Source organism: Sphaerisporangium fuscum, from assembly GCF_018531465.1.
Taxonomy (GTDB): domain Bacteria; phylum Actinomycetota; class Actinomycetes; order Streptosporangiales; family Streptosporangiaceae; genus Sphaerisporangium; species Sphaerisporangium fuscum.
The window spans coordinates 1-18,031 of sequence record NZ_JAHDTF010000068.1 but is presented as its reverse complement, the minus strand read 5'-3'; the positions used below and the strand labels follow the sequence as shown (position 1 = coordinate 18,031).

Below are 18,031 nucleotides of genomic sequence, written 5' to 3'. Positions count from 1 at the left end.
CAAAATCTCGGCATCCGGGTCTCCCAGCTCGGCGACCGCGCCGGAGTGATCGGCGCCTCGGTCCTGGTCATCGAGCACGTGCTCAACCCCGTCGCCGTCGACCGCTCCGTAGCGGGCGGCTAGCACCGAAACCCACGGCGGCCCATCCGAAGAGGCTTTCGTCGATCAGGACACCCACGGCCACCGCGAGCAAGGGGAACGACATCAGCACTGAGTGATCTTGATGCATTGGAACTCCTTCGCTCTCTGATAAGGAGTCCGTGCACGCGTTTCGATTACGCGAGTTTGGGAGATTTTCGGGCGCGCGGAGCCTCTTGCATCGGGGGATCATGGATCTCGCTCCGTCACGGCAACGCCCCAGGTCTGGAGAAGCCAGCGGAGGAATGGTGTCGCCTGGTCGGACCGGCTTACGGAGTCTGGTTGCGTAGGGCGTCGAGCAGCAGGCGGAGGGCGGGGCCTGGCGGGCCTGGCGCGACGGCGAGGGAGGTGGTCACCCGCACCCCGGCCAGGGGACGCAGGGTCACACGCCGGACCGGGACCATGTCCGCAGCGGCCTGGTAGAGGATGGTCCAGGAGGCCGGGCCGGTGCCGATCTCGGCGATGGTGTCCTGGATGTTGGTGAACGCCGGGCCGGGCTTCGGCTCGAATCCCGCCTGGCGGCAGGCGGCCAGCAGCAGGTCGTGCAGCGGCGGGTTGTGCGTCCGGGGCGCCAGCCGCAGTGGCAGCTGCGCGAGGTCGGTCAGGCTCACGACGGGTTGACCCGCCAGCGGGTGCACGGCAGGGAGCACCACTACCAGGGGATCGGTCCAGCCGGGCAGCAGTTGAAGGCCGGGCGCATCGTCGACGGCCCGGACGAAGGCGGCGTCGAGTTCTCCGGTCCGTACCGCCTTGAGCCGGTCGCCGTGAGGGAGCGCGCGCAGCCGTACCTGGAGCCGGGGTGTCAGCTCCTGCAGCACCTGGTCGAGGCGGTCACCCAGGCCCTGGCTGGTGCCGAGGTGCAGCACCCCGTCTCGGCCGGTGGCGATGTCGGCGGCGATGCGGTGGATACGCTGCTCGGCGGCAAGCAGGGCGCGGGCCTCGGGGAGCAGGCGGTCACCTGCGCCGGTCAGCCGGATCCGGCGGCTCGAGCGGTCGAAGAGCCGGACCCCGAGTTCGCGTTCCAGCCGCGCGACCTGCTGGCTCACCGCGGGCTGGACGATCTGCAGCCGTTCGGCCGCGCGGGCGAAACCGCCCTCGTCGGCGACGGCGACGAAGTACCGCAGCTGCCTGATCTCCATGACGTCCTATCACGATCGGTGATACATCGGCAGGGAAAGCACGTCTGGATCGGGAAGTGTTCCCACGCTTGGCTTGGACGCATGAAAGCAGTGATTAACACACCTGAGGGCACGGTCATCGCGGAGGCTGGGGAGCCGGTGCCCGCGCCGGACGAGGCGCTGGTCGCGGTGCGGGCGTTCTCTGTCAACCGTGGTGAGCTGGCCCTTTTGCAGGCCCGCACCGGTGGCTGGCGTCCCGGCCAGGACGTGGCGGGCGTGGTCGTGGAGGCGGCGGCCGACGGGTCGGGACCGGCGGCTGGCACGCGCGTGGTCGCCCTGGTGGAGCAGGCCGGCTGGGCGGAACGGGTGGCGGTTCCCACTGGACGGCTGGCGGTGGTGCCCGACGAGGTCGGCTTGGAGCAGGCGGCGGCGCTGCCGCTAGCCGGGCTGACCGCGCTACGCACCCTGCGCAAGGGCGGCGACCTGCTGGGACGCCGTGTCATGATCACCGGGGCGAACGGCGGCGTGGGCCGGTTCCAGGTCGAGCTGGCCGCGCTGGGAGGCGCCGCCGTGACCGCTGTGGCCCGGCAGGCCGGCGAACTGCTCGCGCTGGGCGCCCACGACGCCGTGGGCGCCCCGGGTGAGGCGGCCGAGCCGTACCACCTGATCGTCGAGTCGGTCGGCGGGGCGTCGCTGGCGGCGGCGCTGCACAAGGTGGCGCCCGGGGGCACGATCATGCTGATCGGCGCCAGCAGCGGCGAGAAGACCCCGATCGACATCTACGACTTCATCGGTCACGAAGGGGCGCGGATCGTCAGCTACTTGTCGTACGCCCACCCCGAGCCTCCCGCCGCCGACCTGGAGGTTCTGGCCGGGCTCGTCGCGGCCGGGCGCCTGCATCCGACGCTCGGACTGGTCGACGACTGGTCCAAGCTGCCGGACGCGCTCGCCGCGCTGCGTGAGCGCCGCGTCTCCGGCAAGGTCGTCCTCACCTTGTAAGCCGCGGACCGCGGGGACCATGCCGTAGTTGCTCCTCGCCGCGGCGAGAAGCGCGAAGCACCTCATCGGTAGTCGATTCGCGGGTCTTCTGGGCCTGCACGTCAGAGGACATGGTTTCGAAGAACATCATGCCGTCGGACATGGTCTCGGCAGGCATCCGGACGTCGGAGACCATGCCGACACGGCCTACGACCTTGTGGCCGCAGCATCTGCGGTCCAGTGGCGCCAGAGGGGTCCGTCCAGCCAGCACGGTCGCCGGCACGACCCGCGCCTGGTTCAGCACCGGCAGCAGAGGGCAGATCGGCCGCCAACCCTGCCTGTCCATGTAGGCCAGAGGCATATCTGTTGGATTTCCGGCCAAAGCTACGGGGACCCGAAAGAGGCAATCGCCCCGCCGCACTGCCAGGCAACGTGCGGAAACTGCCCTTTCCGTTGTCGTAGGCCTGTTTTTCGATCAAGGCGGGGCCAGCCGTCGGCACAGCAGGCCAGCGAAGCGAATGTGAGCCACGAACGCACGGACCACGTCGCCGAAGAGATCGCCAACGACATCAGGATCCGACAGGCCATCGAGCGAAACGACTGATCACGGCTCTGGCTGCAAGCCTCACATCACGCACATGCACGCGACGTGATTCCCCACGGGAACGGCCGTGGCCTGACGCGTCGGCCGGGCGACGGGCAGCCGGAGTGGCGCGGGAAGTTCGACCGCGTCGCCGCCTACCTGGCGCTCGGCGTGGTGACCGTCGTCGTGCTGGTGCGGTTCTGCGTCACCATCACGCTCACGCTGACCTGACCAACTACCGTGGCGGCCCCGTCCTCCTCCGGGCGGGGCGCGCCGTGCTCGGATGTCGTCACGGCCGCAACGGCGGCCTGGAAGGCTGTCAGTTAGCGTCGGTGCTGCGCCTACCAGGCCGGACGCGCCGAGTAGGGCTTCAAGCCGTGGGTAGGGCTTCAAGCCGTCGGGCAGAGGACGGCTTCGACGGTTTTGATCATCGCGGGGACGATGGCGTTGTCGTCGACGGTGCTCCGCGTGATGGAGATGGCGAACTGCTGCCGGCCGTCGGCCGAGGAGAAGGTCAGTGTGGTGAGGCCGGGCGCCGAGCCGCCGAGCATCTGGCCTTTCAGCTTTCCTCCGCACAGGCCCGTGCCCTGCTGCGCGCTGCCGCCAGTGAGGACCTCCTGCAGCGACGGCGGCAGCAGCCTGCCCTGGTCGAAGGCCCGCCGAAAGGTGCTGACGTCATGCGTGATCGAGACGACGCCGCCGGCGCCGTTGCCCCAGCTGGCGTTGAAGCGGCCAGCCCTGTCCATCGAGGTAGGCGGCCACCCGTGCGCCGACGGGCGGGCCGCCCTCCGCGGCGACCGAGGATCGCAACTGGCCCATGTGCTGGACAACGTCGGGGCGCAGCGGTCGGGTGGCGGTCGCCCTCCGCGGCGACCGAGGATCGCAACAACCTGGCCCGCCGGTTCGGCCGGTGGACCCAGTACGCGTGGCGGTCGTCCTTCCCGGCGACCGAGGATTGCAACAGGTGGTGCTCGACCATGAGGCTGGCCAGCAATGTCGTGGTGGCGGTCGCCCTTCGCGGCGACCGAGGATCGCAACCCATCGGGTGATCGCCGAGCAGCTCCAGCGCTTGGGTGGCGGTCGCCCTTCGCCGCGACCGAGGATCGCAACAGTTACTGAAGCGCGAAGCGCGCTGCGGCGGCCCGGTGTGGCGGTCGCCCTTCGCGGCGACCGAGGATCGCAACCTCGAGGACCTGCAGGCCCGGCGGTTCGATGTGGTGGTGGCGGTCGCCCTTCGCGGCGACCGAGGATCGCAACACCACGGCGGCCCTGTCGGCGTCCTCGACGCAGATGTGGCGGTCGCCCTTCGCGGCGACCGAGGATCGCAACCTGTCCGGGGCAAAGCAAATGCTGCTCGACACCAGGTGGCGGTCGCCCTGCGCGGCGACCGAGGATCGCAACATCCGCAGCGGCACGACCAAGCGCCCCTCTGGGCGGGTGGCGGTCGCCCATCAGGGCGACCGAGGATCGCAACGACGTCGAGGCGGCAATCGCCACGACCCGGTGGCGGTCGCCCTTCTGGGCGACCGAGGATCGCAACATGTGCGGCGCGTGTCGTACTGGAAATTTCTCGTCAAGTGGCGGTCGCCCTCCGCGGCGACCGAGGATCGCAACCACCAGCGCGCGGCGGTGGCGTCGCCCTTCCCGGTGACACAGGATCGCAACGCCTGGGCGGCAGGGCTCGCGCAGCGGTACTACGTGCAGGCGGCTCGCCTCGGCGACGAGGCCGGCGACCCGCTGATCCGAGCGACGGCGCTGCGGTCGATGGCGGGCGATCGAGCTCGGCCACACCGCCGAGGGCCTGGCGCTCGCCGACGCCGCCGCCTCGTCGGCCCGGGGACGATGCCCTCAGCGCACCCGCGCATGGATCACTGGGATGCAAGCCGAGGCCACAGCCGCCGAAGGTGACAGGTACCAGGCGCTGAGCCTGTTCCAGCACGCCGAGCAGGATCTCGAACGTGCCGACTCGCTCCTAGAGACGGAGTGGACGGGTAACTACCGGCGCGAGTCGCTGGAGCACCAGACCGGGCTGATGCTGGCCGCGCTCGGCGACCTGGCCGGCGCAGAGGAGCACTTCGCTCTGTCCGTGGGGGCGCGCCGCAGCGTAGAGCGACGCACCCGGATCTTGATCGGCGCCAGGCTCGCCCACGTCCAGATCCACCGCCGGCAGCCGCAGGCCTCAGCCAAGACCGTGCTCCGCCTGGGCGCCGACCTGAGCGGGATCACTCGGGTAACGAGTGAGCTTCGCGCGCTGCGTGCCGCGTGGGCGCCGTACCGGAAGGAGCGGGAGGTCCAGGACGCTGACCGGCTGCTGGCCGGGCTCCTGTCCTAGGGTGCCACCGGAATAAGGCAGATACGGCCCTTCGCTCCCGAAGCTGTCCCAACCCAAAGTAGGTTTTGATCGACTCGGGGTGTCGGTAAGACCTGTGCAGCCAGGTACAAGGGTTCAAGTCAGGCCAGGTCACCCGGGGGTGCGGGGGGTCTTTCATGGTTTGAGTGACGGGCTGGATTTTGTGCGGTCAGTATTGATCCGGATTCGTAGGGTTTGCAGTGGTCGGCGGGAGGGCGGCCGCGGCTTGCGAGAGAGCCGGATGCCGTGGCGCGCACGTTGGATGAAGACGAGCTGGCGTTGTTGTCGAACCGGCGGGCGCCGACGAAGCTGGCGTTCGCCCTGATGCTGCGGTTCTACGCGCTGCACGGCCGGTTCCCCAAGGGCCGGCAGGAGAGCGGCCGCGTGTATGAGTGACAGCGTGATCTTCGTCCCGGCGAGGGTATCCAAGCGTCTCCGCCGTGATCACTCGTGAGCGGGCCATTCCTCGGCCAGGAGCGCGTATGAGAGACCGTCGAGCCATCCCTTGGTGCGGTGGAGTGAGTCTCTCACCGTGTGCTGTTCTCGGCGCATCCCGACCCGCTCCATCAGCCGCCATGAGGATTCGTTGTCGTAGAAGCAGTCCGCGTGCAGGCGGCGCAGGCCAAGACTCTTGAAGGAGATGTCGATGAGGGCGCGTACCGCTTCGGTGGCGTAGCCCTTGCCGCCATAGGAGGGATCGAGCGTCCACCCGAGCTCTCCTTGGACGCCTTTCGCCTGATCAGCGACCTCTTCCTGGGCCCAACCGTCCTGGATCTTCAGTGTCAGGTCGCCGATCACCCGGCCGTCCAGTTCGACGATGAGCAGGTCTACGAGCCGCTCCTCGCGGAGGAAACGCTCACGGTAGTCGTCGTAGGTCTCTGTGGCGGCCGCGACCCATTCGTGAGTCTCCGGCAGCTGCCGATAGGCCCAGGTCGCGTCCAGGTCGTCGGGGACTGCCCGGCGCAACAGCAGCCGCTCGGTGGAAATCGGCCAGTCCAGCGTGTCAAGAGGGTGACGCATGGGCCCTCATCCTGACAGCGGGCTGTGGAGATACACAAACGGATTACTGCGGGCGACGTCTGCGACAACGACGCGGCGATCGCCCTACAGGAACCGGCAGGACACCGAAGCGACCAGGGCTCCCGGAAACCCGCATCCTGAAAATCAAGTGGCCCGGGGGCCGGGGCGGAGATTGGCCGGGTGTCACAGGGCGGACGTCGTCGGCTCCGTCTGGTGGGCGTCGGCGACGGCGTACCGCGAAGCTCGGATGAGCAAGGCGCGTTCTGATCAGTCAGTTTGAAGACGACCTCGGGAATCAGTGCAGAGGACTTCAAGAACCGACATCGCTCCACCACGACGCACCTACTGACCGGCACACCCCGAACCCCCCGCCGACCTGGCCTGACTCGAACCTTTGTACCTGGCTGCACGAGTCTTACCGACACCCGACTCGGGAAGGTCCTCCGCTCGCCGAACGTGTCCCCAGCCGCCAGATAGGAGATCTCGGGGGTTCAGGCTTGGCAGCAACCGAACGGCCAGCCGAGCCGCGCATGCAAAAAACCTTTTGCGCTTGCGCAGTGGGTGGCCAGAATCAATGCGTGCAGATCCTGTCGTTCCCTGAAGAAGCCACACCGTCTGAGCTGCGTGTGCAGGTGCTGGAGATCCAAGAGCAGGCGTGGCCGTCTGCGTCTGGGTCGGTCGCTCCTTCCGATGCTCTGGCCCACGATCTCGCGCTCCGGCCGTTGTCGATGCTGCTCGTGGACGACGGGAGGGTGCTGGCCGCGCTGGATATCCTCTTCAAGGAGATCGCCCACGCGGATGAGCGTTATGAGGCGGGGGGGCTGAGCACGGTGGTGACACGGCGGGAAAGCCGCGGCCACGGGCTTGGCCGGCGTCTGGTGGTGGCGGCCCGGGAGACGATGATGGAGCGGAAGCTGGACCTCGGGTTGTTCACCTGCGACAGCCCGCTCCAGGTGTTCTATGAGAGCGCGGGCTGGCGGGTCCTTCCCGGCGCGGTGCTGATCGGCGGGACACCGCAGGCCCCGTTTCCCAGTGACCAGTCCGGCTTCGACAAGGTGACCATGGGGGACTTCTTCTCGCCGAAGGCCCGGCAGGCCGAGGCGTTGTTCCGTGACAGCCGCATAGGGCTGTATTCCGGGGAGATCGACAAGCTCTGGTGAGTGGGGACGCCTCCGTCTGAAGTCGGCCGTAGCGTGCAGCACGATCCTCACCGGCGCTGCCCGAGGCGCGGGCGCAGCAGGTGCATGGTGGAGTGGAGTTCTACTCGGGGTGAAAGCTACCAGCCCTATGCCGCCAGAGCATGCAGGCGGCGCAGCGGCGTCCGTTCAACAACCCCCAGGCCATGCAGTCGATGCAGCTGGCTGCAACCCGGTGGGGTGAGTAGGTCATGTCAGACAGGTGGGAGTGTCCGGCCGTCGCGCTGCTTGGGCGCACCGTTGCTCCACTTGACGACGCCGCAGCAGCGGGCTGCTCCTGCCGCCCGGCCCGCTGGACCTTTTCGGGCTGGGGATGAGGAGTTCCTCGACTCCGCAGCCGAAGACGGCGCAGAGGATGTTGAGGTCCACATCGAAGCGGACCGAGGACTACGCGCGGTGGAAGCTGGCCACCTATGCCCGGTTCTGCCCGGAGTTCAACTGGGTGCCACTTCCGCAGAACTCGCCTGGCTAGCTGTCAAGGATGTGCGGATGAAGCGCCTGATGACGGCTTCACCGGTGTCCAGACTAGCCGCGAGGTCCACGCGCAGCTGCGGAGGGATCGTTCGGCTTCCCAGCGCACACGATCGCACGACCGTGGAAAGATCATGCGCGTGGAGAGTGGTCAGGAAGTCGCCGCACCCGATGTGCGCAAGTACCTCGCGGGCCGCGTATCCGTCGCGAGCGTCCACGACCCGGGTGGCCACCTCGACGGCATAGGCCCGTATCCCGCGATGGGGGGTCGGCGTCGAACGCGGACAGCGCCAGGCGGGTGTGAAAGACAACCAGGTCGGCCTGGACGTCGAGACGGCGGCAGCACATGAGCAGGGTGTCGATGTCCTGGCGTGTGGGCCGGTGGCCGGGCGGCCGGCACAGCGCAAAGTCGTGACCGCGCTCTCCCACGCGTCGCCCGGCGCCGTGCTGGCGATGAGCTGCTGGGCGCCGTCGTAGTCGCCGGCGGTGGTTCGGGCCAGGACGGCGACTTGGCGACCGTCGAGCATCCGCTGGCCGACGCCGTTGTGCCGCTCGAGATGCGCGAGGGTGTCCTGCCGGCGTCCGGCGGCGGTCATGGCGCGGGCACCTTCGGCGACGATGACCCGCCACATCCAGGTCACGACTTCGTGGTGTCCGTCGTCGGTGGTGGTGAGGTCGCCGGGACGGTGATGTCGTCCAGCACGGCGGCGGCGCGGCAGGTGACGGCGTGGTGGAGGGAGAGGAGCAGCTGGTGGGCTTGGTCGCCGCGGCTGGCGCGGATGTGCAGGCGTGCGAGGTTGACGATCGGTTCCAGGCCGCATCGGCCGCCTACGACCGGAGGGTGCTCTGCGGGATCCAGTTGCCGTGGAAGCCCGCGGGGACGCGCACCGGGACGTGCACCTCGGCGAGCGGGGGCGCGGCCAGGTCGGCGGCGTCCAGGATGGCCAGGTAGCTTGTGCCGGTGCCGCGGTCGTGGGCAAACGTCAGCAGGTAGCCCTCGTTCTCACCGGTCCCGGCCCGGGGCACGAAGACGGCTTCGCCGCAGGTGTGGCCCGGGGGGAGGCGGTGCGCGGTCCGTGTGCCGCCGGTGAGGTCGTAGGCGTAGATCTCCGACCGCTCGGGTTCGGGGTCGAGGGAGAAGCTCGTTGTGTAGCCGTAACGGTGGGGGAGCCCGAGCATCGGGTTGGCCACCCGGGGGTACTCGCTGGGCGCGTCGTCGAGCGGTTCCTCGGTGACCGTGCCCGACGTCAGGGCCAGTGTCCAGCGGTACACGACCGGGAGCCCGCCCTCCAGGTCGTCGGCGCCGCCGCGCCACAGCGTGGGGACGCGGGTGCCGGTGACGGTGATCGTGTCGCCCTCCGGGTCCTCGAAGGCGTTCATGGTGTGCCACACGTAGCACGGGGCGACGTCGAACCAGCGTACGGGTGCGTCGTCACCGGCCGTGCGGGCCAGCACGCCGAACCGGGCGCGGTGCGCGTCCTCCCAGCGCCACGGCGGCCCGCCCGCCGCGGCCTGGGAGGCGTCGAAGACGACCGGCAGGTCCATGAAGATCACGTGATTCCGGGTGATGGCGAAGTCGTGCATCATCGTCGCCCGCGGCACGTCCACCAGCCGGGTCTGCAGCACCTGGCCGCCGGCGGAGGCGCGGTAGTAGGTCAGGTAGGGGGGGCGCAGCCGGTAGCCGAAGAACAGCAGCTCACCCGTGATCGGACAGGTCTTCGGGTGCGCGGTCATCGGGGTCTGGAGGGCCCCGTCGAAGGTGTGCGCCCCGATCGTGGCGAGCTCCGGCGTCACCTCGTACGGGAAGCCGCCCTCCTCCAGGGCGAACAGCCGGCCCGCGTGCGCGATCAGGTGCGTGTTGGCCGTGGTGACGCGGTAGTCGATCCGGCCCGTCTCCTGGTCGTAGGCGAGGGCGAAGCGGGACCCGCCGGGCTGCTCGTACAGGGGTGTGCGCACGTACCGGTTGCTGTACCAGCGCGCCCGGCCGCCGTCGAGCGCGATGGTGTGGATCATGCCGTCGCCCGCGAAGGAGTGCGGCGACCAGCCGGTTCGCGGGTTGGGCCCGTTGCGGAAGAACTGCCCGCTCAGCTCGGCCGGGATCTCGCCGACGACCTTGGACGGCTCCAGGGTCACCTCCTCGGCGACCGGCGCGTTGTTGCCCGCAAGATGCAGCGGCACGGTTTCGGACATGCTGGAACTCCTGTCGGCGTGTGGGGGATGACGCCGACAACCGTGCACGAAAAGATGTGCGGAAAACAGTCTTGTTCTTCCCGCCCGCCTCAGCCGCACGGAAAGAGCCCCGGTGGGCGCCGCCTGACAACTTGTCTTTCGCGAACAGAGTCCCGCTCTCTTCGGGGGCTTGGGGTCCGCCCGCCGGGGCCGCAGGTTGTGAGTCGCCGGGACGGAACACCGCCTACCCGCGGCCGGCTGCGCGGATGTGCCGGCCTTCTACATCATGGTCGACAACGCCGGCCCCAACCCGATCCGCCGGTGCAGCTGGACGGTGCCCTGCAAGCCGATGCTTGGCGAGAAGTGGAAGGCACGCTCAGCAGGCGGCAGCATGTACAAGAACTCGCAGGCCACACCAGGGCCTACTTCGTCCGGCCCGGCGCTGACACTCGTGACCCCCATATCCCTTACCGGGTGAGCTTCGATGACGAGTACGGCCAGCGCTGGCTGGTGAACGATATGGGGCACTTCCAGAGCGCTCCTGACTGCCACACCCGCACTCACCATGACGGTCGAGAGCCGGCCGTTCTGCCACTCCGTCGGCCACGCGCCGGTGGTATACACGGGTGATGAACGAGCTGGACGCTGAAGTGGTTCAACCTGGGTTGCTCAATCGTCCAGTGGACCCAGCCCGTTACGGGGGTGTGGTCCGGCCGGACAAGACCGTGCGGTGGGCGATGGACGAGCTCGAGCAGGTCAGACAGATGCGTGGACGATCCCCGGATACATGGCCCACTCCGACCGCCCTACCCGAGTCGCTGGACCAACTCGCCAAGTGGCTGACCGAGCTGGGATGGGACGATCTCACCTGCCTGGCTCGCCGGGAAGAACTAGCGGTCTATCGGACGTTGTCCGCCGTCCACCCGGGCTTGTTCACTGACCGGATCGTCCACGCCTTGGCCGCGTTACGCCGCAGCCTCATGGAGTGCAAGCGGTATGAAGAAGCACTCGAGGTTGTCGAGGAGCTCCTGCGGCTGGCGGATACCAACCGATCTGCGCAGGCAGAGGCCCCGGATGCGCGCTACTGGCGGACGCTGCTCCTGGCCAGACTCGGCCGCGACGAGGAAGCGGTGGAGTCCGCGGCCGAGGCGGTGACCGAGGCCCGCAGACGGCTACAGCACGCTGGGGCCACATCGGCGAGCTTCGAGCTCATTAGCGCTCTGACGGCCCATGCGGATCGCCTGGACAAGGTCGGCCGCGTAGCCGAAGCCGCCGAGGTGAGCGCCGAGGTTATGGCGGCTTGGTGGCAACAGGCCGATTCGACGGTTCAGTTCCTCCAGGCGCTGGACCTGTGCAGCGAACGGCTCGTCCGGAGCGGGCAGACCGAACAGGCGCGCGCGTGCATCGTCGAGGCAATGGGGAAGATTCGGCGCCGCAAGCGTGACACTTACCAGGCAAGGGCCTGGCACAACCTCGGCGTCCGCCTGCTCGCGCTGGAGGCGCCGGAAGCAGCGCTGACCGCCGGCGAGGAAGCGGTACAGCTCTACCGCGACAGGGCGCGCGCTCATCAGGAGCGGCACCGGGAGCTGGAAGCGGAGGACGACTGGGATGACGATCACCGCTATTCCGAGGCGTACCTGCTCAAGCGGCGACGCGAGGAGCTGAAGTCCTCACTGAGGGAGGTCCGTCGAGCCGAGCTGGACCTGCACGACGCCCTGCTCACCCTGAGCGCCTCCCTGCAGCAGCTCGACCGCATCGACGAGGCGGTGGCGACCAGCACCGAAGCCGCCACACTCCCCGACTAGGGACTGATTAAAGTGACCACTTAAATGATCTACTTCTGGAATGATCGATGCGTGGGTCGAGGTGATTTGACCATCGCCCAGTGGGCGGTGCTGGAGCATAGCGGTGGCGCTCAGGGGCGGGCGGTGAAGGCGGCCGTCACCTGGTCGCGACAGCCGGTCCACCAGTGCAGCAGCCGCTCACCGGACACCCACACCTCATCCGGGCCGTGGTCGCCCTTGTCGTAGTGCCACTGCAGCTGCCAGAAGTCGCTCGCGCGTTTCCACCACAGCCGGGTCACCGCGTCGGCCAGGTCGCCGTCGTCGAGCGGCATCACCGCCCGGTACCCGGCGGTGAACGCGGCGACCAGGTCCAGCTCAAGCCGCCCCTCGCTCGTGGTGAACTGCACCTGCGCGGTGCGGACGACCTCCTCGCCGTAGGGGCGGACGGCGAGCCGGTCCCAGTCGAGGATCGCGCTGACGCGGCCGTGCTCCCACAGCAGGTTGAGCGGCTGAAAGTCGCCGTGAGTCCACCCCACCGGACCGGCCGGAACCTCATCACCCGGCCGGTCGCCGGCGTAGGCGGCGAGCAGCTCCTTGCGTTGCTGCAAGGCGCGGGCGGCGGCGTGGTCGAACGCCTGCGGCTCGTCCAGTGCGGCGATCACTTGCAGGAACCGGTCGGCCTCGGCCGCCGCCGCCTCCGGGCTGGTCGCCTTCGCCCGCGGCCGTCCCGCCGGTGGCTCCAGCCCCGTCGTCTCGGCGGCCTGGTGGGTTTCCCCGAGCAGCCGGCCGAGCCGGGCGGCCTCCTCGGCGCTCAGGCCGGTGCCGTCGCGGTGAACGCCCTGAGCCCAGGGCAGCAGACAGTAGGCGTGCCCGTCGATCTCGAGTACCGAGTCTTTCTGCATGGTGAGGCGCGGCGGGCACACGGGCAGGTCGCCGGCCGCGAGGGCCTGCAGGACGTCCAGACTGCGACGGGCCTTGGGCACCGGGACGTCGACGAGCTCCTTGAGCGCGAACACTCCCTGCTCGGTCTCGACGCGCCAGTTCCGGTTCATCATCCCTGATGGCAGGAACGACACCAAGGACACCGCCTGGCGAGCTCGCTGCCGGTGATGCTGCCACGTTCCGATGTGCTGGCGTCTGCTGTCTGGTGACCGTAGAAGAATTCCATGCCGAGAGTACCTACCATGAACCGCGGCGACAGCGCATAGCGCGGTGTCAGCCCCTCTTCTGGTCACGCGACGCCGGTGCCGGAGATGCCGGCTCGCCGGCCGGACCTCTCGGCCCAGCGCACGACCGGGGACATGGCGAGCCCGCTGACCGCGAACAGCGCCGCCAGGAACGCCCAGCCCGGCAGGCCGTGCGCCAAGGCCGTGCCGGTGATGAGCGCCGGGCCGAGCATCTGCCCCGCCGACTGCCCTGCCAGGAAAACCCCCTGGTACGCGCCGTGCGCCTCCTCGTCTGCCAGGTCGTAGCTGAGCGCCCAGCCGCCCGCCTGGGACAGCACCTCGCCCAGTCCCTGCATGGCGATGCCGCCGAGCACGATGACCACGGCGGCCCAGGCGGGGACGCCGCTCGCCGCCGCGATCAGAAGGCACGACAGGGCGAGGAGCAGCCCTCCCCGGCTAAACGCCCGTGAGGCTCCGCGCAGCGAGTCGGTGCCCCGTGTGGCGCGGACCTGCAGGAGCACGACGAGCACGGTGTTGACGATCAGCACGGCCGCGACGGTGGCGCGGGGCGCCTCGGTCGCCTGCACGATCCACAGTGGGACGCCCACTTCGACCATCGCGAACTGCAGGCAGAGCACACCGTTGAGCACGGTGACGACGAGGTACGGCCGGTTGCGGAGCGCCGTGGCCGGGCGGCGCTTCGGCGGGGACCCGGAGCCGCCATTGCCGGTGGGTGCGATCGCGTGGCCGGGGCGCGTCGCCGGGATGCGCAGGAGAAGGACGGCGACCAGCGCGAACGACGCCGCGTCGATCATGATCGCGGTGAGGTACGCATCCCGGTTGTCGGCCTGGAGGGCGAGCGCGGCCAGTCCGGCGCCGATGCCGATGGCGACGTTGGTGACGGCCCTGAGGTAGGCCCGCGCCTGCACCCGCGTCTCCTTGGCCAGCACCTCGGCGTAGAGCGCGTTGCGCACGGCCGAGGCGCCCCGGTCGATCGCGGTCACGGCGCACAACAGCAGCAGGAACAGTGGGAACGACCGGACGGCCACGTAGGCGACCATTCCGGCCGCTTCCAGGCAGGTGAGGACGATCAGCAACCCTCGGCTGCCCCAGCGGTCGGCGAGCCGCCCGGCCGGGATCCCGGCCACGATGCCGCAGACCCCGGCCGCGGTGAGCCCCACACCGACCTGCGCCACGCTGAAGCCCAGCGACCGGGTGAAGAACAGCACGCTCACCGTCATGGTCAGCCCGTTGCCGAACGCGTTCACGAACGACATCACCGCGAGCCGGCGCACCACGGGGTCGGGATGCAGGAGGCGGGTCGGCCATCGACACGGACGATTCCGTCCATATGGCGAAATATCAGGATCAATCGGCGCGGACGTCATGAACGTGATCAGACCCCAGCCCGGCCACGCCATGCCACTGGTTTAGCATGGCGCTAAATGATCCGATTCCACTTGGACATCGCCGACCTCGCGGCCACGTCGTTCGCCTACTCCGCCCTCAACGAGGCGGCTCTCAGCCTGCGCATGTGGACCCACCCCGGCTACTACGCCGAGCAGATGCCCTGGTTCCAGCGCATGCGTCCGGTGTTCGAGACGCTCGACACCGGACTGCTGTGCTCCCTGGTTGCCGTGAACCGGTGGATCCCCGACTTCCTGACGCCCCGGCCGACCACCTCCTGGCCCGACTTCCACGACGAGCTCGCCGTCCTGCGCCGCACGCCGCCCGAGACCGTCCTGCCCGACCTCGAACGCGCCTTCCTGCACGACGAAGGCGGTGTCCCCGCCCGCCTGCACGAGGACCCGTCGGAGCTGGTCGCGCGCATCGCCGACGCGATGGAGGAGTACTGGACGGTCTGCCTGGCCCCGCGTTGGTGGCCGCGCGCCCGCTCGGTGCTGGAGGCCGACATCGTGTACCGCGCTCGCGTGCTCGCCCAGTACGGCGCCGAGGGCCTGTTCGCCGACCTCGCGCCCCGGCTGAGCTGGGCCGACGGCGTCCTGACGCTCCACTGGAACCGGCAGGTCATCGAGTACGACCTCGACATCGCCGGGCGGGGCCTGGTGCTGGTCCCCACGCTGTTCGCTCATGGCGCCATCAGCGCCATCGACCCCGGCTGGCCGCCCATGGTGAGCTACCCGGCGCGGGGCCGCGCCACGATGGCCGAGACCGAGCCGCCCCGCCCGCCGAGGACGCTCGACCGCCTGCTCGGCCAGGCCCGCGCCCGGCTACTGGTGCTGCTGGAGCATCCGGCGTCCACCACCGAACTGGCCTACCGCCTCGGCGTCACACCGGGCGCGGTGAGCCAGCACCTCGCGGTGCTCCACGCCGCCCGGCTCGTCACCCGCGCCCGGCACGGCCGCAGTGTCCTGTACGGTCGCAGCGCGCTCGGCGACGAACTGTGCCACTGACCGGCGAAACGCGATCGGCGAAAACGTGTGAACCACGGGCGGCGAGCCGCCGTACCTCGTGGAGAACGGAGGGAGCGCGAGGGGAGCCGCGCAGGAACGAGTGAAGGAGCAGTCGCATCAAGACGCTCATCATCGACAATTACGACTCGTACACGTACAGCCTCGCGCAGCTCGTCGCGGAGGTGAACGGGCGCGAGCCGGTGGTCATCCTGAACGACGCGCCGGAGTTCGCGGACATCGATCTCCGCGACTTCGACAACGTCATCGTGTCCCCGGGACCGGGGCATCCGGCCAACCTGCGCGACTTCGGCGCGGCGGCGCGGCTGACGGAGCGCTGCGACCTGCCGGTGCTCGGCGTATCCCTCGGGCACCAGGGGATCGCCGTCGCCGAGCACGCCCTGGTGGAGCCCGCCCCCGAGCCGCGCCACGGTCACCTCTCCACGATCAGGCACAGCGGGCGCGGCCTGTTCCGCGGGCTGCCGCAGGGGTTCACCGCGGTCCGGTACCACTCGCTGCACGTACCGGAGCCGCTGCCGGCGACACTGGAGGCGACCGCGTGGGCGGAGGACGGCGTCCTGATGGGGCTGCGGCACCGCACCCGCCCGCTGTGGGGGGTGCAGTTCCACATCGACTCCGTCCTCACCGAGTTCGGCTACCGGATGCTCTCGAACTTCCGCGACTTCACCGCCCAGCGCCGCCCGTACGCCACCGGGCTGTTCGTCCCGCGCGACAAGCGGCCCCATCGTCGGGAGCCGGCGGCGGAGGAGGCGACGGTCCCGCTAGGCGGGTACCGGCTGCACACGCGGACGATGGGCTACGCGGTGGACCCGGAGGAGGCCTTCGGCCGCCTGCACGCCGGCGCTGTGCCTACTCAGGCACGCCGAGCAGGACCTCGAACGCGCCGGCTCGCTCCCGGAGACGGAGTGGACGGGCAATTACAGGCGCGAGTCGCTGGAGCACCAGACCGGGTTGATGCTGGCCGCGCTCGGTGACCTCTCTGGCGCAGAGGAACACTTTGCTCTGTCTGTGGGGTCACGCCGGAGCGTAGAGCGCCGCACCCGCGTTCTGATCGGCGCGCGGCTCGCCCACGTCCAAGTCCGTCGACGCCAGCCGCAGGCCTCCGCGAAGACCGTGCTCCGACTCGGCGCCGACCTGACAGGGATCACCTCGGCCCGCGTGACCAACGAGCTTCGCGCGCTGCGTACCGCGTGTGCGCCATACCGGAAGGAACGGGAAGTCCAGAACGCTGACCGGCTGCTGGCCGGGCTCCTGTCTTAACGCTGAGGACGGCAGCCGAGCCTCCTCACGCTGGCAGAGCGACCTGCCCTGCGATCACCCGCTGCATGAGGTCGACGGCCAGCAACCGGGAGTCCTCCGCAACGTCACGCGCCTGCACGAGGTCGATAGCAGTGAACCAGCGGGCCTGATGCGCGGGTTCGCTCGTAGGCGCGCACTCAGCGGCCCACGCCACGAAGACCTGGTCGACGTGGATGTGCGCGACCGGGGTGTGATTGTCGGGAGCGGCAGCCATCTCCACCACCCACCAGGGCGCGGCCACCGCCGCGTGGGGAAACCCCGTGGGCAGCGCCAAGGCCGGCCCTTCGAGGACGGCCGTCAGGCCGCTCTCTTCACTGACTTCCCGTAGAGCCGCCTCGGCAGGATTCTCATCGTGCTCCGCGCCGACGGCGAGAAGCGCGTCAAGCGCGTTCAGGTCGCTGGTCTGGATGTTGCGTCCGTAGTCGTCATGTTCGGGGGCTGGGGGCGGGATCCGGCGGCGAGCTTGACCGCGACGTCCCGGCAGGCTGGTGGAGACCCGCAGTAGGCCTGTGAGCCGGCCGTCGATCTCCTCGACGCCCATGCCGACGTCGATGAACGGCACGTCGTGAGCCTCCAGCCACTCCATTATCGTCGCTTTGCTCAGCGCATCGTGCGAGGCGAGGAACACGAAGGTCGCCCCGGACAGAACCTCGAGGTTGTCCATCAAGGTAGTGCTCGTAGGTGGCGACGCCACGGTGCATCCGGGAATAGACCGACGCGAAGCAGGCGGCCTTGTTCGGGCGTTCACGCAGCTGCTCCAGCGACGCCGCGCCCGGCGCCCGGAAGGCGTTGTGATTATCGAAATGGTCTCCGTCGATGAGGAGGATCGACTCGACCTCGGTCCTCGCGACCTGGTCCAAGACATGGCCGCCGGTGCCGCCGAGCCCGATGATCGGACCTCCCCCTCGAACGTGGCTGCCGCGGCGGCGTCGGGCGGGGCGATGGCGCCGCCGCCGATCCGACCTGCGGCGAGTGGCGGAACACGTCTCCTGCGGCACGGGACGGGCGCCGGACAACAATCCGTTCGAGTTCGACGCCGTCACGGGCAGCGTCCCGGTCGACAGCCCCCACCAGTCGGAGTTGTTCGGCGTCGACTCCCCCTGGGTGGGCTGAACCGAAGGGGAGCGCGGTTCGGTCGTGCCGACGAACGGGCGCGCCACACGTGATGGAATCGAACGAACGCGATGATCCCCCCTGGCTCTAGTAGTGCTTTGTTAGGTCGGTCGATGGCGGTTGCGGCGTGACGGTTTCAGTCTTTGATGGCAGGTGGGGCATGCGCCGGTCCAGGTCGCGAGTAGCAGTTGTAACTCGCGGATGACCTTGTAGA

General features: G+C 69.3%; 19 protein-coding genes and 1 pseudogene. 10 read left to right on the top strand and 10 right to left on the bottom strand.

The genetic code is table 11. From position 1 onward, the window contains the following. Positions 1–407: 407 nt before the first annotated feature. On the bottom strand, positions 408–1,277 hold the full coding sequence (locus tag KIK05_RS45990) for a LysR family transcriptional regulator (protein ID WP_214417263.1): 870 nt from the start codon (positions 1,275–1,277) through the stop codon (positions 408–410). A gap of 81 nt (positions 1,278–1,358) precedes the next feature. Here KIK05_RS45990 and KIK05_RS45985 point away from each other — a divergent pair, with 81 nt between their 5' ends. Continuing rightward, entirely contained in the window at positions 1,359–2,255 is an 897-nt protein-coding gene (locus KIK05_RS45985; RefSeq protein ID WP_214417262.1) for a zinc-binding dehydrogenase, read from the top strand. On the opposite strand, the gene KIK05_RS45980 is transcribed toward KIK05_RS45985, so the two are convergent. Then, a complete protein-coding gene (locus KIK05_RS45980) occupies positions 2,245–2,595 on the bottom strand; it encodes a hypothetical protein (protein ID WP_214417261.1) in 351 nt (116 codons plus the stop codon). The genes KIK05_RS45985 and KIK05_RS45980 overlap by 11 nt on opposite strands. Before the next feature lie 288 nt (positions 2,596–2,883). On the opposite strand from KIK05_RS45980, the gene KIK05_RS45975 reads away from it, so the two are divergent. Beyond that, positions 2,884–3,048, top strand: coding sequence for a hypothetical protein (locus KIK05_RS45975; protein ID WP_214417260.1), 165 nt, complete (start codon positions 2,884–2,886; stop codon positions 3,046–3,048). 158 nt (positions 3,049–3,206) lie between these two features. Here the strand turns inward: KIK05_RS45975 and KIK05_RS45970 are convergent, their stop codons facing one another. Next, on the bottom strand, positions 3,207–3,563 hold the full coding sequence (locus KIK05_RS45970) for a hypothetical protein (RefSeq protein WP_214417259.1): 357 nt from the start codon (positions 3,561–3,563) through the stop codon (positions 3,207–3,209). A gap of 366 nt (positions 3,564–3,929) precedes the next feature. Next, complete coding sequence (locus KIK05_RS49740; protein WP_443729138.1) at positions 3,930–4,238, bottom strand: hypothetical protein; 309 nt, start codon at positions 4,236–4,238, stop codon at positions 3,930–3,932. Between the two features lie 353 nt (positions 4,239–4,591). On the opposite strand from KIK05_RS49740, the gene KIK05_RS45965 reads away from it, so the two are divergent. Both KIK05_RS45965 and KIK05_RS45960 read left to right on the top strand, forming a co-directional pair. Continuing rightward, entirely contained in the window at positions 4,592–5,149 is a 558-nt protein-coding gene (locus KIK05_RS45965) for an NsdA family TPR-like regulatory protein (RefSeq protein ID WP_504740213.1), read from the top strand. A 276-nt stretch (positions 5,150–5,425) separates the two neighbouring features. Next, positions 5,426–5,563, top strand: a complete 138-nt coding sequence (locus KIK05_RS45960; RefSeq protein WP_214417257.1) for a hypothetical protein — start codon at positions 5,426–5,428, stop codon at positions 5,561–5,563. A gap of 48 nt (positions 5,564–5,611) precedes the next feature. Here the strand turns inward: KIK05_RS45960 and KIK05_RS45955 are convergent, their stop codons facing one another. Next, on the bottom strand, positions 5,612–6,187 hold the full coding sequence (locus KIK05_RS45955; protein WP_214417256.1) for a GNAT family N-acetyltransferase: 576 nt from the start codon (positions 6,185–6,187) through the stop codon (positions 5,612–5,614). A gap of 578 nt (positions 6,188–6,765) precedes the next feature. Here KIK05_RS45955 and KIK05_RS45950 point away from each other — a divergent pair. Then, entirely contained in the window at positions 6,766–7,347 is a 582-nt protein-coding gene (locus tag KIK05_RS45950; protein ID WP_214417255.1) for a GNAT family N-acetyltransferase, read from the top strand. 470 nt (positions 7,348–7,817) lie between these two features. On the opposite strand, the gene KIK05_RS45945 is transcribed toward KIK05_RS45950, so the two are convergent. Together KIK05_RS45945 and KIK05_RS45940 are read right to left on the bottom strand one after the other, a co-directional pair. Continuing rightward, complete coding sequence (locus tag KIK05_RS45945; RefSeq protein ID WP_214417254.1) at positions 7,818–8,495, bottom strand: hypothetical protein; 678 nt, start codon at positions 8,493–8,495, stop codon at positions 7,818–7,820. 187 nt (positions 8,496–8,682) lie between these two features. Next, the gene (locus KIK05_RS45940) at positions 8,683–10,044 is read right to left on the bottom strand and encodes a carotenoid oxygenase family protein (protein WP_214417253.1); all 1,362 of its coding nucleotides are present in this window, start codon (positions 10,042–10,044) and stop codon (positions 8,683–8,685) included. A gap of 608 nt (positions 10,045–10,652) precedes the next feature. Between KIK05_RS45940 and KIK05_RS45935 the strand changes: the two genes are divergently transcribed. Further along, positions 10,653–11,828, top strand: coding sequence for a tetratricopeptide repeat protein (locus KIK05_RS45935; protein WP_214417252.1), 1,176 nt, complete (start codon positions 10,653–10,655; stop codon positions 11,826–11,828). A 110-nt stretch (positions 11,829–11,938) separates the two neighbouring features. Here the strand turns inward: KIK05_RS45935 and KIK05_RS45930 are convergent, their stop codons facing one another. Together KIK05_RS45930 and KIK05_RS45925 are read right to left on the bottom strand one after the other, a co-directional pair. Continuing rightward, entirely contained in the window at positions 11,939–12,883 is a 945-nt protein-coding gene (locus KIK05_RS45930) for a phosphotransferase (RefSeq protein ID WP_308250434.1), read from the bottom strand. Between the two features lie 155 nt (positions 12,884–13,038). Next, a complete protein-coding gene (locus tag KIK05_RS45925) occupies positions 13,039–14,250 on the bottom strand; it encodes an MFS transporter (protein WP_214417250.1) in 1,212 nt (403 codons plus the stop codon). A 168-nt stretch (positions 14,251–14,418) separates the two neighbouring features. Between KIK05_RS45925 and KIK05_RS45920 the strand changes: the two genes are divergently transcribed. The 3 genes and pseudogenes from KIK05_RS45920 to KIK05_RS49785 all read left to right on the top strand — a co-directional run bounded on the left by KIK05_RS45920 (position 14,419) and on the right by KIK05_RS49785 (position 16,665). Continuing rightward, positions 14,419–15,387, top strand: a complete 969-nt coding sequence (locus tag KIK05_RS45920; protein WP_214417249.1) for an ArsR/SmtB family transcription factor — start codon at positions 14,419–14,421, stop codon at positions 15,385–15,387. A 116-nt stretch (positions 15,388–15,503) separates the two neighbouring features. Continuing rightward, positions 15,504–16,049, top strand: a pseudogene (locus KIK05_RS49790) (anthranilate synthase component II); the annotation flags it as partial. 199 nt (positions 16,050–16,248) lie between these two features. Beyond that, complete coding sequence (locus KIK05_RS49785) at positions 16,249–16,665, top strand: NsdA family TPR-like regulatory protein (protein WP_504740212.1); 417 nt, start codon at positions 16,249–16,251, stop codon at positions 16,663–16,665. 25 nt (positions 16,666–16,690) lie between these two features. Here KIK05_RS49785 and KIK05_RS45910 read toward each other — a convergent pair whose 3' ends face one another. Then, positions 16,691–17,368 carry an NUDIX domain-containing protein gene (locus KIK05_RS45910; RefSeq protein ID WP_214417248.1) on the bottom strand — a complete coding sequence of 226 codons (678 nt, stop codon included), beginning with the start codon at positions 17,366–17,368 and terminating at the stop codon, positions 16,691–16,693. A gap of 308 nt (positions 17,369–17,676) precedes the next feature. Between KIK05_RS45910 and KIK05_RS45905 the strand changes: the two genes are divergently transcribed. Then, a complete protein-coding gene (locus tag KIK05_RS45905) occupies positions 17,677–17,817 on the top strand; it encodes a hypothetical protein (protein ID WP_214417247.1) in 141 nt (46 codons plus the stop codon). The last annotated feature ends 214 nt before the right edge of the window (positions 17,818–18,031 follow it).

Excerpts from the sequence above, each read along its gene's own strand:
- KIK05_RS45990 (WP_214417263.1), bottom strand. The coding sequence starts at position 1,277 with ATGGAGATCAGGCAGCTGCGGTACTTCGTCGCCGTCGCCGACGAGGGC.
- KIK05_RS45985 (WP_214417262.1), top strand. The coding sequence starts at position 1,359 with ATGAAAGCAGTGATTAACACACCTGAGGGCACGGTCATCGCGGAGGCT.
- KIK05_RS45980 (WP_214417261.1), bottom strand. The coding sequence starts at position 2,595 with ATGCCTCTGGCCTACATGGACAGGCAGGGTTGGCGGCCGATCTGCCCT.
- KIK05_RS45970 (WP_214417259.1), bottom strand. The coding sequence starts at position 3,563 with ATGGACAGGGCTGGCCGCTTCAACGCCAGCTGGGGCAACGGCGCCGGC.
- KIK05_RS45955 (WP_214417256.1), bottom strand. The coding sequence starts at position 6,187 with ATGCGTCACCCTCTTGACACGCTGGACTGGCCGATTTCCACCGAGCGG.
- KIK05_RS45940 (WP_214417253.1), bottom strand. The coding sequence starts at position 10,044 with ATGTCCGAAACCGTGCCGCTGCATCTTGCGGGCAACAACGCGCCGGTC.
- KIK05_RS45935 (WP_214417252.1), top strand. The coding sequence starts at position 10,653 with ATGAACGAGCTGGACGCTGAAGTGGTTCAACCTGGGTTGCTCAATCGT.
- KIK05_RS45925 (WP_214417250.1), bottom strand. The coding sequence starts at position 14,250 with ATGTCGTTCGTGAACGCGTTCGGCAACGGGCTGACCATGACGGTGAGC.
- KIK05_RS45920 (WP_214417249.1), top strand. The coding sequence starts at position 14,419 with ATGATCCGATTCCACTTGGACATCGCCGACCTCGCGGCCACGTCGTTC.
- KIK05_RS45910 (WP_214417248.1), bottom strand. The coding sequence starts at position 17,368 with ATGGACAACCTCGAGGTTCTGTCCGGGGCGACCTTCGTGTTCCTCGCC.